The sequence below is a fragment of the Streptomyces sulphureus DSM 40104 genome, assembly GCF_000381025.1.
Classification (GTDB): Bacteria; Actinomycetota; Actinomycetes; order Streptomycetales; family Streptomycetaceae; genus Streptomyces; species Streptomyces sulphureus.
In genome coordinates, this window is sequence record NZ_KB905815.1 from 353983 (window position 1) to 367814 (window position 13832).

Annotated in this window: 15 protein-coding genes and 1 riboswitch; of the genes, 8 read left to right on the forward strand and 7 right to left on the reverse strand. The window is 71.6% G+C overall.

What is annotated here, in order from left to right; all coding sequences use genetic code 11:
* Positions 1-8: 8 nt before the first annotated feature.
* The 5 genes from F603_RS0109640 to F603_RS0109660 form a co-directional block, all read right to left on the reverse strand.
* Positions 9-1055: a hypothetical protein gene (locus F603_RS0109640; RefSeq protein ID WP_019545801.1), complete on the reverse strand. Its 1047-nt coding sequence runs from the start codon at positions 1053-1055 to the stop codon at positions 9-11.
* 38 nt (positions 1056-1093) lie between these two features.
* Positions 1094-2011: a methylenetetrahydrofolate reductase [NAD(P)H] gene (gene metF, locus F603_RS0109645; RefSeq protein ID WP_019545802.1), complete on the reverse strand. Its 918-nt coding sequence runs from the start codon at positions 2009-2011 to the stop codon at positions 1094-1096.
* A 167-nt stretch (positions 2012-2178) separates the two neighbouring features.
* On the reverse strand, positions 2179-2856 hold the full coding sequence (gene thiE, locus F603_RS0109650) for a thiamine phosphate synthase (protein ID WP_019545803.1): 678 nt from the start codon (positions 2854-2856) through the stop codon (positions 2179-2181).
* A gap of 122 nt (positions 2857-2978) precedes the next feature.
* Positions 2979-3344 (reverse strand): Rv2175c family DNA-binding protein, encoded by a 366-nt coding sequence (locus tag F603_RS0109655; protein ID WP_016906970.1) that lies wholly within the window; start codon positions 3342-3344, stop codon positions 2979-2981.
* An 81-nt stretch (positions 3345-3425) separates the two neighbouring features.
* Positions 3426-4682, reverse strand: coding sequence for an NAD(P)/FAD-dependent oxidoreductase (locus F603_RS0109660; RefSeq protein WP_026328280.1), 1257 nt, complete (start codon positions 4680-4682; stop codon positions 3426-3428).
* Between the two features lie 128 nt (positions 4683-4810).
* Positions 4811-4921: riboswitch (TPP riboswitch) on the forward strand.
* Here F603_RS0109660 and thiO point away from each other — a divergent pair.
* From thiO to F603_RS0109695, 7 genes are all read left to right on the forward strand, one after another.
* A complete protein-coding gene (gene thiO / locus F603_RS0109665; protein WP_019545805.1) occupies positions 4919-6070 on the forward strand; it encodes a glycine oxidase ThiO in 1152 nt (383 codons plus the stop codon). It overlaps the preceding riboswitch by 3 nt.
* A gap of 51 nt (positions 6071-6121) precedes the next feature.
* Entirely contained in the window at positions 6122-6346 is a 225-nt protein-coding gene (gene thiS / locus F603_RS0109670; protein WP_019545806.1) for a sulfur carrier protein ThiS, read from the forward strand.
* Positions 6347-6349: 3 nt separating this feature from the next.
* Entirely contained in the window at positions 6350-7174 is an 825-nt protein-coding gene (locus F603_RS0109675) for a thiazole synthase (RefSeq protein WP_019545807.1), read from the forward strand.
* Positions 7175-7254: 80 nt separating this feature from the next.
* On the forward strand, positions 7255-9171 hold the full coding sequence (gene pknB / locus F603_RS0109680) for a Stk1 family PASTA domain-containing Ser/Thr kinase (RefSeq protein WP_019545808.1): 1917 nt from the start codon (positions 7255-7257) through the stop codon (positions 9169-9171).
* 430 nt (positions 9172-9601) lie between these two features.
* Positions 9602-10372, forward strand: a complete 771-nt coding sequence (locus tag F603_RS0109685) for a transglycosylase SLT domain-containing protein (RefSeq protein WP_019545809.1) — start codon at positions 9602-9604, stop codon at positions 10370-10372.
* Between the two features lie 5 nt (positions 10373-10377).
* Positions 10378-11247: a deoxyribonuclease IV gene (locus F603_RS0109690; RefSeq protein ID WP_026328281.1), complete on the forward strand. Its 870-nt coding sequence runs from the start codon at positions 10378-10380 to the stop codon at positions 11245-11247.
* 65 nt (positions 11248-11312) lie between these two features.
* Positions 11313-11843, forward strand: coding sequence for a DUF4396 domain-containing protein (locus F603_RS0109695; RefSeq protein ID WP_019545811.1), 531 nt, complete (start codon positions 11313-11315; stop codon positions 11841-11843).
* Between the two features lie 18 nt (positions 11844-11861).
* On the opposite strand, the gene F603_RS0109700 is transcribed toward F603_RS0109695, so the two are convergent.
* On the reverse strand, positions 11862-12485 hold the full coding sequence (locus tag F603_RS0109700) for a sulfite oxidase-like oxidoreductase (RefSeq protein WP_026328282.1): 624 nt from the start codon (positions 12483-12485) through the stop codon (positions 11862-11864).
* Between the two features lie 408 nt (positions 12486-12893).
* On the opposite strand from F603_RS0109700, the gene bfr reads away from it, so the two are divergent.
* On the forward strand, positions 12894-13388 hold the full coding sequence (bfr, locus tag F603_RS0109705) for a bacterioferritin (protein WP_019545813.1): 495 nt from the start codon (positions 12894-12896) through the stop codon (positions 13386-13388).
* Positions 13389-13393: 5 nt separating this feature from the next.
* Here bfr and F603_RS0109710 read toward each other — a convergent pair whose 3' ends face one another.
* Positions 13394-13732: a (2Fe-2S)-binding protein gene (locus tag F603_RS0109710; protein ID WP_019545814.1), complete on the reverse strand. Its 339-nt coding sequence runs from the start codon at positions 13730-13732 to the stop codon at positions 13394-13396.
* Positions 13733-13832: the final 100 nt, after the last annotated feature.

Here is a 13832-nt window from a genome sequence, read left to right on the forward strand (position 1 = left end):
CGGGTCGGTCAGTACCGCCAGTCCCCGTAGTAGCCGTTCTGCTGCTCGTCCTGCTGCGGCTGCTGGTACTCGCCGTACTGCTCGTACCCGTACTCGGGCTGTGTGTACGGGACGCCCTGGCCGTCGCTTCCGTAGCCCTGCTGCCAGGACTGGTACTGCTGCTCCTGCTGGGCCTCGGGCGCCCGCTGCTGCGGAACCCAGACGCCGCCGGGCGGGGTGTCGCCGGGCTGCTGGTACGTGGGCGCCGGCTGGTAGCCCTGGTCCCAGCCGTAAGTGGCCGCGGGGTAGGGCGGGTTGGACGCCTGGTCGAGGTGGGCCGCGGTGTGGTCCGGCTGCGGAGCGTAGGGCTGTTGCGGGGCGTACCCGGTGCCGCCGAAGACGTTGGGGCCCTCGTCGAGGGCCGCCGTGCCGTAGGCGGGGTCCTGGTAGGCGGGCTGGCCGTAGCCGTCGGTCCACGGCTGGTAGCCCTGGTAGCTGTCGTAGCCCTGGTAGCCGGCGTACTCGTACGGGTCGGGCTGGGGAGGCTGGTCGTACTGCTGGTCGGCGAACGCATAGGCGTGGGACGGCTGTTCGCCGTAGAACGGCTGCTGTGCGTAACCGTCCTGGAAGGTGCCGTACGGGTCGTAGAAGGTCTCCTGGCCCGGATCGGCAGCGGCGTACGCGGCAGGGGCGTCCTCCTGCACCTCGGCGTGCGGGGCGCCGTGCGCCTGCGGTGGCACGGGGCCGGCTTCCAGATCGCTCACTTCGAGCGAGGGCTCGGAGTCCGCGGCGTCGTCGCGGCGGCGCCGGCTGGACCCCGGCATACCGCCGAGGGCCCAGCCGGTGGCGAATCCGCGCCGGTAGGAGAGCGTCACGAAGGTCTGGCCGACGGCGAACGCGGCGACACCCACCGCGATCACCAGCATCGAGGGCATCAGGGTGCCGACGACGACGCCCATGAACCCGAGGAAGGCCAGCACCCTCCAGCGAAGCCGCGCCTTGTGCTGCATCAGCACTTCACCGAGCAGCCAGAGCGCGACGCCGCCGAATGCGATGTAGAGGACCGTCCAGCCCATGTACGCCCCTCTCCCGCTCCCGAGCCGGCGCCGTGGGCTCAGGATTTGTTGGTCAGGCCCAGATTCTGGTGGATCTCCAGTGTCGCCGTTGAGTGGTTGAGCGTGATGAAGTGCAGCCCGGGGACGCCCTCGGACAGCAGCCGCTCGCACATCTCAGTGGCGTACTCGATGCCAACAGAGCGTACCGCCGCCGGATCGTCCGCGACGGCCTGCAGCCGATCCGTCAGCGCCTTGGGGAACGTCGTCCCCGAGAGCTGCGAAAACTTCTCCAGCTGGCCGATGTTGGTGAGGGGCATGATCTCCGGGATGATCGGGGTTTGGCAACCGGCGGCTGCGACCCTGTCCCGGAGCCTGAGGTAGTCCTCCGGCTCGAAGAACATCTGCGTGATGGCGTAGTCGGCGCCTGCCCGGCACTTGTCGACGAAGTGCTTGATGTCCGTCTCCCAGTCGGTGGAGCGCGGGTGCATCTCGGGGAAGGCGGCGACACCGACGCAGAAGTCGCCCGACTCCTTGAGGAGTTCGACGAGTTCGGAGGCGTACTCCAGTCCTTCGGGGTGCTTGACCCACTCGCCCATGGGGTCGCCGGGCGGGTCGCCGCGGAGGGCGAGGACGTTCGTGATCCCCACGTCGGCGAACTGGCCGATGACGTTGCGCAGCTCCGCCCGGGAGTGGCTGACGGCCGTGAGGTGGGCGACCGCGGTAAGTGTGGTCTCGGCCGCGATCCGCTCGGTCTGCCGCACGGTTCCGTCACGGGACGATCCGCCGGCTCCGTAGGTCACGGAGACGAAGGTCGGCGAGACGGCCTCGACACGGCGCAGGGCGTCCCAGAGGGTCCGCTCGCCCTTCTCCGTCTTCGGTGCGAAGAACTCGAAGGAGAAGGACTGTTCGCCGGAGGCGAGCAGGTCGCGGACGGTCAGGGAACGTTCGGTCCTTGGGGGTGAGATACCGATGGCCATGGCTGAAGGCTAGTGCCACCTTCCTGCGAGCGGGCAGAAAAGTTTTTCAGAATGCTCCCCCTTGTACAGATTGTTCCCCTTATCTCTGACGGAAAGTGTCCAGTAACTGGACGGACATTGGCCTCTTGACGAGCGGCGACGCCGACTGGCATCGACGTCGCCGCCGGTCAACGGCGACGGAGACGTCGTGCGAGCTTCGCGGCAGCCGCACCCGGGTCCGCCGCATCGGTCACTGCGCGTACCACAACCACCCGCGAAGCTCCGGCCTCCATCACCTCGTCCAGGTTCCCCTCGTCGATCCCGCCAATCGCGAACCACGGCTTCGCCGTCCCCAGCGAAGCCGCATACCGCACCAGCGCGAGGCCGGGGGCGCGGCGGCCGGGCTTGGTGGGGGTGGGCCAGCACGGGCCCGTGCAGAAGTAGTCGACCTCCGGGTCAGCGGCGGCCGCCGCTGCCTCGCTCTCGGCGTGAGTGGAGCGGCCGAGCAGGGGCGAGGGACCGAGGAGGCTGCGGGCCGCCCCGAGGGGGAGGTCGCCCTGGCCGAGGTGGAGGACGTCGGAGCCGGCGGCGAAGGCGACGTCGGCGCGGTCGTTGACGGCGAGCAGGGCGCCGTGCCGGCGGCAGGCTTCGCGGAAGACCTCCAGGTACTCCAGCTCCTCACCCGCCTCCAGCCCCTTCTCCCTGAGCTGGACGATGTCGACGCCGGCCGCGAGGACGGCGTCGAGAAAAGCGGGCAGGTCCCCCTGGCGGCGGCGCACGTCGGTGCAGAGGTACAGCCGGGCGTCGGCTAGGCGTTGGCGGAGCCAGGCGCCCTCGGGTGCGGGCTCCGTCGGCTTGGCGGGCATGGGTCTCTCCCCCTGCGCAGCGCTGTGCGGGCCGCGCACGCGGCCCGCACAGCATCGGTCTTCTCCGCGACCGGCGGCCGCGGGACTCTCTCAAGGTTCCGGCGCGGAGCGCGCCGGCGCACTCAGACGGCGAGCGCCTGGGCCCGGCGCTTCACCTCCGTCCCGCGGTTCTCCCGCAGTGCGGTGACGGGGCTTCCCGGGAGGCTCTCATCCTCGGTGAAGAGCCACTCCAGCATCTCCTCGTCGGTGAAGCCGTCGTCCTTGAGCAGGGTGATGGTCCCGGCGAGGCCCTTGACGATCCTGCCCTCCCCGAGGAAGGCGGCGGGGATCTGCAGCACACGCTCCTCTCCGCGCCGCACCGCGATCAGCTGGCCCTCCTTGACCAACTGGCGGACTCGGGTCACCTCGACGCCGAGCTCCTCGGCGGCGTCGGGAAGGGTGATCCAGGCGGGGACGAGAGCATCGGTCTTCGCGTCAATCTCGGTCACGCTTCCCAGAGTGCCATCTGCCACCGACAGCCACTAGACGGGCCTGCGCAACCGGCCCACCGCGCACCCCGGACGCCCGGGTCACCCCTCCAAGGCGGCACGCTTCAGCGGGAGTCCGGCGTCCGCCAGCAGCGCACGGTCGACCCGGGCTCCCCGCTGCACCAGCTTGCGCCCCTGGGCGAGGTCCCGTGGCCTGCCCACGGCGAGCAGTGCGACGAGTACGCCGTCCCGCAGCCAGCACACCGACCAGGCGGCGTCCCCCGCATCGCCGCGCCACACCAGGTCGTCGCCGGGGGCGTGGTGCCCGGCGTACTGCACGAACCTGCCGAACTGCTCCGACCAGAAGTACGGCACCGGGTCGTGGACGAGGTCCTCGGCCGCCCCGTCGGGGTGCCCCTCAGCGATCAGGTTGGCGGCGACGATCTGCGGGGCGCGCAACGCGTTGTCCCAGTGGTGGACGAGGAGCCGCTCGCCGTACCTGCGGGAGGGGAAGGACGCGCAGTCCCCGACGGCGTAGACGCCGGGGACGTCGGTGCGCAGCCGGTCGTCGACGAGGACGGAGCCGTCGCTGCCGAGTGCGACGCCCGAGCCGGCGAGCCAGTCCGTCGCCGGGCGGGCACCGATGCCGACGAGGACGGCGTCGGCCGGCAGCTCGGCGCCCCCGTCGAGCAGGACACGGCCCGGCTCGACGCCCACCACCCGCGCGCCCGTGCGGAGTTCGGCGCCGCTCTCCTCGTACCAGGCCCGCATCGGCGCCGCGACCTCGGCCGGGAGCGCGCCCGGCAGCGGCTCGTCCGCCGCCTCGACGACCGTGACGGTGCAGCCGCGTTCGCGCGCGGCCGTCGCGAACTCCGCGCCGATCCAGCCGGCGCCGACGACGACGATCCGTCCCCGCGCGGCGAGCACGGGGCGCAGCGCCGCCGCGTCGTCGAGCGTGCGGAGTTGGTGGACGCCGGGTACGCCTGCTGCGCCGGGAAGTTGGAGCGGTTCCGCGCCGGTCGCGAGGACGAGCCGGTCGTAGTGGACGGGGCCGGCGTCGGTCTCGACGGCGTTCTCGCCGGGGCGGAGCGCGGTGACCGTGCGGCCCAGTTCCAGGTCGACGTCGAGCGCGGCGAAGTCGATGTCGAAGGCGGTAGGACCCGACGGGGGCTCCTCGGCCGCGCGGTCGAGGAGCACCGCCTTGGAGAGCGGCGGCCTGTCGTAAGGGTGGTGCGGTTCCGCGCCGAGCAGCCGGATCTCGCCCTGCCAGCCCTGCTCCCGCAGTTGCACCGCCGTCTGGACCCCGGCCATCCCCGCACCGGCGACGACCACACGCTGCCGCTTCTGACTCTCGCTCACCCGCGTCACTCTATGCGCCCCCTGCCCCACCGCGCGGCCCGCACTCGGCGAGGGAGCAGTAGGCTGGGCGGCGGTACGCACGAAGAGCCGCACCGACGGCGGAGCCGGAAGCCCGGTCGCCGGCCCTCGGGCGGCACCGCGGGAGCCCGGCGCACCGGGCTGAGAGGGAGGTTGACGGCCTCCGACCGTACGAACCTGATCCGGTTCATACCGGCGAAGGGAGGAGCACCGCGCCCATGTCCAGTACGCGTTCGACCCCGGACGTCGCCGTGGTCGGCGGCGGGCTCATCGGCCTGGTGACGGCGTGGCGCGCGGCGCAGCACGGGCTGCGGACCGCCGTCGTCGACCCCTCTCCCGGCGGCGGCGCAGCGCACGTCGCCGCGGGGATGCTCGCGCCCGTCACCGAACTCCACCACGGCGAGGAGCGGTTGCTCGCGCTCAACCTCGCCTCGCTCGCCCGGTACCCCTCGTTCGTCGAGGAGTTGGAGGAAGCGAGCGGGCAGCAGGTCGGCTATCGCACCGAGGGGACGCTCGCCGTCGCCTTCGACGCCGACGACCGCGCGCAGCTCCGCGAGCTCCACGCGCTGCACCTGCGGTGCGGGCTCGACTCCGAGTGGCTCGGCGCCCGCGAGACCCGGCGCCTCGAACCGATGCTCGCACCCTCCGTCCGCGGCGCCCTGCGCGCCGGCGGCGACCACCAGGTCGACCCGCGGCTCCTCGGCGCCGCCCTGGTCACCGCATGCACTCGCGCGGACGTCGCGATGCACCGCACAACGGCGGTGCGGCTGCGCACCTCCGCCGGGCGCGCGCAGGGCCTCGACCTCGCCGACGGCACCCGCCTCGACGCAGCCCGCACCGTGCTCGCCGCGGGCTGCCGGAGCGGCGAACTCGCCGGGCTACCGCCGGAAGCCGCTCCTCCGGTCCGTCCTGTCAAAGGCCAGGTCCTCCGCCTGCGCATGCCGGAGGCCGGCGGCCCCTTCCTCACCCGCACCGTCCGCGCCGTGGTCCATGGGCACACGGTCTACCTGGTGCCGCGCCGCGGCGGTGAACTCGTCGTCGGCGCGACGAGCGAGGAGACCGGGTGGGAGACGAGCGTCACGGCGGGCGGCGTCTACGAGCTGCTCCGCAACGCGCACGTGCTCGTCCCGGGAGTCACCGAGCTCCCGCTCGTCGAGACGCTCGCCGGGCTGCGCCCCGGCTCCCCCGACAACGCGCCGCTCCTCGGCGACTCGCCGCTCCCCGGGCTCCTCCACGCCACCGGGCACCACCGCAACGGCGTGCTGCTCACCCCCGTCACGGGCGACGCCATGGGCGCGCTCCTCACCACGGGTGAACTGCCGCCGGAGGCGCGGGGGTTCGCGCCCGACCGGTTCGTAGGCAGCCGGTGACCGGCGCGCAGCCCGCCGACCGAGCAACCCCACACGAGACAAGGAGAGGCGATGCCCACAGAGGACGCCGCACCCGTCACGCTCTCCGTCAACGGCGCCGTCCGACGCGTCGAGCGAGGGCTCGCGCTGGACGCGCTCGTCGCGGAGACCACGGCCGCGCCGTCCGGCGTGGCCGTCGCCGTCAACGAGGACGTGGTGCCGCGCAGCCAGTGGCCGTCCACCCGGCTCGGCGAAGGCGACCGCGTGGAGATCCTCACCGCCGTCCAGGGAGGCTGACCGATGACCGACACGGCGACTGCGCCGCTCACCGACCTCGACCAACTCTCCCTGGGCAGCGCCCGCTTCGGCTCCCGGCTGATCATGGGAACCGGTGGGGCACCGAGCCTGGAGGTGCTGGAGCAAGCACTCCTCGCCTCGGGCACCGAGCTGACGACGGTCGCGATGCGCCGGTTCGACCCGACGGTGCGGGGCTCGGTCCTGAGCGTCCTGGAGCGCAACGGCATCCGCGCCCTCCCCAACACGGCCGGTTGCTACACCGCGGGCGAGGCCGTCCTCACCGCACGGCTCGCACGTGAGGCGCTCGGCACCGACCTGGTGAAGCTGGAGGTGGTCGCGGACGAGCGGACGCTCCTGCCCGACCCGGTCGAACTCCTCGACGCCGCCGAGGTCCTCGTCGAGGACGGGTTCACCGTCCTCCCCTACACCAACGACGACCCCGTACTCGCACGGAAGTTGGAGGACGCCGGGTGCGCCGCCGTGATGCCGCTCGGTTCGCCCATCGGCTCGGGGCTCGGCATCCGGAATCCGCACAACTTCGAGCTGATCACCGAGCGTGCCGGGGTGCCCGTGCTCCTCGACGCGGGCGCGGGTACGGCGTCGGACGCCGCGTTCGCCATGGAGCTCGGGTGCGCGGGCGTGATGCTCGCCTCCGCCGTGACGCGTGCGCAGGACCCGGAACGGATGGCGGCGGCGATGCGGCACGCGGTCGAGGCCGGGCGGCTGGCCCGTGAGGCGGGGCGCATACCGGTGCGACGCATCGCCGAGGCGTCGTCGCCCGCCGAGGGGGTCGCCGCGCTCGATCCGGAGCGTCCCGCCTTCGGCTGACCCGACGGCTTGTCACCGTTGGGCTGCAATCGGCGCCCGCGCTCCCGGCCGGACCGTCGTCGGCTCGTAGACTCTCCGCGATGGACACGACCCTTCAGGACCCGTCCCACGGGTCGAACCGCGACGACCCCATGCTCGGACAGGTCCTCGACGGCCGTTACCGAGTGGAAGCGCGGATCGCGGTGGGCGGCATGGCCACCGTCTACCGCGCCGTGGACACACGCCTGGACCGGGTCCTCGCGGTGAAGGTGATGCACCCCTCGCTCGCCGGGGACGAGAGCTTCGTCGAGCGGTTCATAAGGGAGGCCAAGTCGGCCGCGCGGCTCGGCCACACCAACGTCGTCGGCGTCTACGACCAGGGCACGGACGGGCACTACGTCTACCTCGCCATGGAGTACGTCTCGGGCTGCACGCTCCGGGACGTCCTGCGCGACCGGGGAGCGCTCCAGCCGCGGGCGGCGCTCGACATCCTGGAGCCGGTGCTCGCCGCGCTCGGCGCCGCGCACCGGGCCGGGCTCGTCCATCGGGACGTGAAGCCGGAGAACGTCCTCATAGGAGAGGACGGCCGGGTCAAGGTCGCCGACTTCGGACTCGTCCGCGCCGTGGACACCCAGACCTCGGCGACGACCGACTCCGTCCTCGGCACCGTGTCCTACCTCGCACCGGAGCAGATCGAGGACGGCACGGCCGACCCGCGCGCCGACCTGTACGCGTGCGGCGTGATGTTGCACGAGATGCTCACGGGCGCCAAGCCGCACACGGGCGGCACCCCGGCGCAGGTCCTCTACCGGCATCTCAACGAGCCGATCCCCGCGCCTTCGGAGAGCGTCCCCGGCCTCGCGCCCGAGCTCGACGCGCTCACGGCGCGCGCCACGGCACGCGACCCGGACCTGCGCCCCGACGACGCCGTCGCGCTCCTCTCCGAGACGCGCGCCGTCCGCGCCGCGCTCACCGAGGAGCAGCTCGACGCCGTCCCCCCTGCCGCCACCTCCGAGGGCGCGAGCCCTGCGAGCGAGGCGAGCACCACCGTCATCCCGCGTCCGGCGGGGCCTGCGGAGGACGCCGTCGACCGGACCACCCGGTTGAGCGCGCCGCCGCCCGAGCCGGCGCCGCCGTCGCGCCGCGGCAGGTCGCTCTGGGTCCTCGTGACGCTCGGTGTGCTGCTCGTGCTGCTGGTGGGGACCGGCATCTGGTACATCAACTCCGGTCAGTTCACCAAGACGCCGGCGGTGCTCGACCGTCCCCAGGCCGAGGCGGTGCGCACGCTCCAGGACGCGGGCCTCGGCGTGGAGGTGGAGCGGGAGTACAGCGAGCGGACCGATCGCGGGCACGTGGTTTCCACCGACCCCTCGCCCGGCGACCGCGTCCGGCGGAACGGCACCGTGACGCTCTCGGTCTCGCGCGGTCCGCAGATCGTGAAGGTGCCCGATCTCTCGGGCACCCCGCTCGCCAACGCGCAGCGCAAGCTCAAGGACGCCGGGCTCGCACCCGGTACGGTGAAGCGGAAGTTCGACGAGGAGGCGGCGCGGGGCTCGGTGGTCTCGACCGACCCGAAGCCGGGCGCCGAGCGCCGGCCGGGCGCCGCCGTCGCGCTCACCGTCTCCAAGGGCGCACCGATCCAGGTGCCCGACGTCGTGGGTGAGGGCGAGAGCGACGCCAGGGACGAGCTGCGCGAGGCGGGGTTCGAGGTGCGGACGGCCGCGAAGCGCGTCTTCTCCGAGGAGGACGAGGGTGATGTGGCGCGGCAGTCCCCCGGCGAGGGGCGCACCGCGGCCAAGGGGCAGACGGTGACGCTCACCCTCTCCAAGGGTCAGGACATGGTCGAAGTCCCCGACGTCGAGGGGATGGACGAGGACGAGGCGCGCGAGAAGGTCGAGGACGCCGGCTTCGAGGTGAAGGTGCGGAGGCTCTTCGTGGGGGACAGCGTCTTCAACCAGTCGCCCGACGGCGGGGAGGAGTCCGCGCGCGGCTCCACCGTCACCCTCTGGTTGCGCTAGCCGGAGCGTGGCACGGGGCCGGAAGCACTGCCTGCGGGCGGCTTCCGGCCCCGTTCTCGTGCACGGGTGGTCCCGGCACCCTCAACCTACGGCCATACATGGCCATTTCGGGCATTAGGGAACTCACCCCTCGCGCACCTTTCGGAGCGGAAGGTGACACAAACCCCTGTTTCCTGTGACGCCTGACATAGGGCGCAGATCACTTACGACCGTGCTTAGTCGACGTGCCGGGCGCCGGTGCCAGCACAGCGGGGAGGAAAGGGGAAAGAGAAAAGCGACTTTCAACGATGCCGGGTAGTACGTCACGCCTTTGATCTGCGGATTTGGACGCTCTAACAATGGGGCCTCGTCGCAAGGCGCCGGAATAAACAACGGTGCTTCCTCATTCGTCCCCCGCGGCGCCAGCTACCCGAAAGGCTCAGCACACCTCATGCCCAGCATTTCTCGCAGCCTCCGCTCTGCCAAGGCCCAGAAGTTCTCAGCAGCCGGCCTCGGCATCGCGGGGGCCGCAGCGCTCGCCGTCACCGTCGTGCCCGCAGGCAACGCATCGGCCGACTCGGCCAAGTCGGCGGCCAGGACCGTCGACGCCAAGCCCGCGGCCGTCAGCGACCAGGCGCCGATCGCACAGACCCAGTCCCTCGGCGCCAGCGGCTCCAGCCTCGTCAGCGCCAAGACCGATGCCGGCGGCGAGAAGCGCGGCTCGGTTGCGGAAGCGCTCGCCGCCGACGAGGCGCTCAACGGCACCATCGCAGCGAAGACCCAGGCCGAGTCCCGCGCCAAGGCCGACGTCGAGAAGAAGAAGGAGGCGGCCGAGCAGAAGGCCGCCGACGAGCGGGACGGCGAGGAGACGAGCCGCTCCGGCGAACGCAAGGCCGACTACCCGAACAACCTCGACGGCTGGATTCGCGAGGCCCGCGCCATCATGCAGGAGAAGGGCATCCCCGGCTCCTACGAGGGCATCCACCGCAACATCATCCGCGAGTCCGGCGGCGACCCGCAGGCCATCAACAACTGGGACATCAACGCCCAGAACGGCGTGCCCTCCAAGGGCCTCCTCCAGGTCATCCAGCCGACCTTCGACGCGTACCACGTCGAGGGCACCGACTACGACCTCTACGACCCGGTCGCGAACATCGTCGCCGCGTGCAACTACGCGGCCGACCGGTACGGTTCGATGGACAACGTCGATTCGGCATACTGAGCCGGGTGACAGTCCAACCCCAGCGCAACGCCATTGGCGGCCACGTCCCCGTAGCAGGGGGCCTGGCCGCCAACGGCATTCCGTACGCAGAAGAAATCGGCGCGGAGAGCGTCCAGGTATTCACGGCGAATCCGCGTTCCTGGGCCACGTCCCGCGGAAACCCGGCGCAGGACGAGGAATTCAGAAGGCTCTGCCGCCGACTCGACGTCCCCGCATACGTGCACGCGCCCTACCTCATCAATTTCGGTTCGCACAACGAGGAGACGGCCGAGAGGTCCGTCGCCTCGCTGAGCCATTCCCTCGGACGCGGCAGGGAGATCGGCGCCAACGGCGTTGTCGTGCACACCGGTTCGGCAACGGGCGGACGCACCCGCGAGGCCGCGCTCGACCAGGTGCGCGCACTGGTGCTGCCGCTCCTCGACGGGTTGACGCACCCCGAGGACCCTCCGCTGCTCCTGGAGCCGACTGCGGGCCAGGGCTTCTCCCTCTGCTCCCAAGTCGCCGATCTCGGCCCGTACTTCGACGCGCTCGACCACCATCCGCGGCTCGGCGTCTGCCTCGACACCTGCCACGTCTTCGCCGCCGGGCACGACCTCACCGTCGAGGGCGAGGCGACGCGCATGCTCGACCTGCTCGTGGAGACGGTCGGGCCCGGACGCCTGCAACTGGTGCACGCCAACGACTCGAAAGCGGGTGCGGGCTCGCGCCTCGACCGGCACGAGAACATCGGCGCCGGGCACATCGGCCCCGCGGCCTTCGGCGAACTCCTCGCCCACCCGGCGACCGCCGGCGTCCCGTTCGTCATCGAGACACCGGGCGGGAAGGAGGGGCAAGCGGCCGACGTGGCACTCCTGAAGAGCCTCCGCAAGCCGTGACGGGGTACCCCCCAGGGGTATAACATTGGGACCGTCGACGCTCCCGCCCCGGAAAGGTGTCGGACATGACGGAACCCCCGGACCAGTCCCGCGGCCCCGCACATCACGGGCACGGGCACGGGCACGACGCCGCCCCGCACCAGCAAGGGCACCATCACGCACCGGCGAGTTGGGGCACCGCACTGCGAGCCACCCTCCACTGCCTCACCGGCTGCGCCATCGGGGAGATCCTCGGCATGGTCGTCGGGACGGCGCTCGCCTGGCACGCGGCGCCCACCATGGTCCTGGCGATCGCGCTCGCCTTCGTCTTCGGCTACAGCCTCACCATGCTCGCCGTCTTCCGCGCGGGCCTCGCCCTCGGTGCGGCGGTGAAGGTGGCGCTCGCGGCCGACACCGTCTCCATCGTCGTCATGGAGCTCGTGGACAACGGCGTCATCCTGGTGGTGCCCGGCGCGCTCAGTGCCCACCTGTCGGAGGGGCTGTTCTGGTGGACGCTCGCGCTCTCGTTCGCCGTCGCGTTGATGCTGACGGTGCCGGTCAACCGGTGGCTGATCGGCAAGGGCAAAGGCCACGCCGTGGCGCACGCGTACCACTGAGCGGGCGCGGGCCCCGGCTCACAGCTCGGGGCCCTCGCCCGGTTCCTCCTGGTAGGAGTAGCGCTGCTCGCGCCACGGGTCACCGAGGTTGTGGTAGCCGCGCTCCTCCCAGAACCCCCGACGGTCGGCCGTCATGTATTCGACGCCGCGAACCCACTTCGGGCCCTTCCACGCGTACAACTGCGGCACGACGAGACGGAGCGGGAACCCGTGCTCGGCGGTGAGGAGTTCGCCGTCCCGGTGGGTGGCGAAGACGGTGCGGGGCGAACGGAAGTCCTCCAGGCGGAGGTTGGCGCTGTAGCCGTACTCGGCCCAGACCATCACGTGGGTCGCCTCGGGCGCGGGCGGCGCCAGGTCGAGGAGCTCGCGCGCCGAGACCCCGCCCCACTCGACACCGAGCATGCTGAACTTCGCCACGCAGTGGAAATCGGCGACGACCGTGGCGTACGGGAGCGCCGTGAACTCGGCGTGCGTCCAGCAGTGCTTGTCCCCGCTGGCGGTGGCGCCGAAGACACGGAACTCCCACCGCTCGGGCTTGAACCGGGGGACCGGACCGTAGTGCGTCACCGGCCAGCCCCGCTGGAGTCTCTGACCGGGCGGAAGCCCCGACCGCTCCCCCTCACGGCTGTGCGGCTGACCCATCCTCCCATGGTGACAGACCCCCGCAGACGATCACGCAGTGCCCCGCACCGCCCGCGCCCGTCGACCTTGACCGGTCGTGACCGGCTTCGTTGCGGACGGGGACGCCGAGTACCCGCGCGGACGGCGTCGGACCCGTTGGGCCAGGCATCGAGGCAGCGGCCGAAGAAGAACGCGTCGGCGCGCCGCGAGATCAAAGGGGAGCGCACACGGGACGAATCGGCGCGAACGCGCGCAAGTGAAGGTCGTTTGACTGGATATGGGCGAGCACGGATGCCAAGATGCGCGACAGATCATCCTGAAAAGGACAGATCTCACCTATCCAGCACAGCGCGCGTCCCCTCTGCGCCGTACGGCGCGAGGCTGCCGCGCCGCGCCAGACCGAGCGGACCGCGTACGAAGCGAGGGGCCATGCAGGGCGACACCGAGGTCATCGAGTTCCTGAACGAGCAGCTCACCGGGGAGCTGACCGCGATCAACCAGTACTACCTGCACAGCCGGATGCAGGACAATTTCGGCTGGTACAAGCTCGCCGAGTACACGCGGGCCGAGTCGTTCGACGAGATGAAGCACGCCGAGCGGATCACCGACCGCATCCTCTTCCTGGAGGGGCTCCCCAACTACCAGCGGCTCTTCCACGTCCGCGTGGGCCAGACCGTCACGGAGATGCTCCAGGCCGACCGGGAGGTGGAGCTGGAAGCGGTCGACCGGCTGCGCCGGGGGATCGAGGTGATGCGGGCCAAGCACGACGTCACCTCGGCGAAGCTCTTCGAGGACCTGCTCCGCGACGAGGAGCACCATGTCGACTACCTGGACGCACAGTTGGAGCTGATCGACAAGCTCGGCGAACCGCTCTACCTCTCCACTGTCGTCAAGCAGCCGGACGGCGAGGCCGGTACGTTCTGAAGACCTCAGGCCGCGAACGAAGAGGGCGACGGCGCCGACTCCACCGCTGCGTAATGCCGCGGGGCCACGGGCTCCGGAAGCACGACGGGCCCTTCGTCGGCCGATGGTAGGGACGCGGCTTCCGGCTCCTCCGCGACCGGGCCGAGCGCGGGCTCACCCCGGTCGACGGCCGCTCGGCGCGGGCAGACGTCTCGGCCGAGGAGCCCCTGGATGCGGCGGACGCAGGACCCGCAGTCCGTACCGGCCTTGCAGGCGGAGGCGATCTGCCGTGGCGTGCAGGCGCCGTTCTCCGCGTGCTCCTTCACCTGCTGCTCCGTGATGCCGAAGCACGAGCAGACGTACACGCGGACTCACCTCCGTACGGGCGCGGGCAGACGGTCGCCTGCGGGGCAACTGAGGTTAACCTAACCTAAGCTACCCGCAGTCTCCCGCTCGCCCCCGGGC

Bases quoted from the DNA above. Each gene is read 5' to 3' on its own strand.
- pknB (WP_019545808.1), top strand. From the start codon at position 7,255: ATGGACACGACCCTTCAGGACCCGTCCCACGGGTCGAACCGCGACGAC.
- thiS (WP_019545806.1), top strand. From the start codon at position 6,122: ATGCCCACAGAGGACGCCGCACCCGTCACGCTCTCCGTCAACGGCGCC.
- thiO (WP_019545805.1), top strand. From the start codon at position 4,919: ATGTCCAGTACGCGTTCGACCCCGGACGTCGCCGTGGTCGGCGGCGGG.
- F603_RS0109675 (WP_019545807.1), top strand. From the start codon at position 6,350: ATGACCGACACGGCGACTGCGCCGCTCACCGACCTCGACCAACTCTCC.
- F603_RS0109695 (WP_019545811.1), top strand. From the start codon at position 11,313: ATGACGGAACCCCCGGACCAGTCCCGCGGCCCCGCACATCACGGGCAC.
- F603_RS0109685 (WP_019545809.1), top strand. From the start codon at position 9,602: ATGCCCAGCATTTCTCGCAGCCTCCGCTCTGCCAAGGCCCAGAAGTTC.
- F603_RS0109700 (WP_026328282.1), bottom strand. From the start codon at position 12,485: ATGGGTCAGCCGCACAGCCGTGAGGGGGAGCGGTCGGGGCTTCCGCCC.
- F603_RS0109640 (WP_019545801.1), bottom strand. From the start codon at position 1,055: ATGGGCTGGACGGTCCTCTACATCGCATTCGGCGGCGTCGCGCTCTGG.
- bfr (WP_019545813.1), top strand. From the start codon at position 12,894: ATGCAGGGCGACACCGAGGTCATCGAGTTCCTGAACGAGCAGCTCACC.
- metF (WP_019545802.1), bottom strand. From the start codon at position 2,011: ATGGCCATCGGTATCTCACCCCCAAGGACCGAACGTTCCCTGACCGTC.
- thiE (WP_019545803.1), bottom strand. From the start codon at position 2,856: ATGCCCGCCAAGCCGACGGAGCCCGCACCCGAGGGCGCCTGGCTCCGC.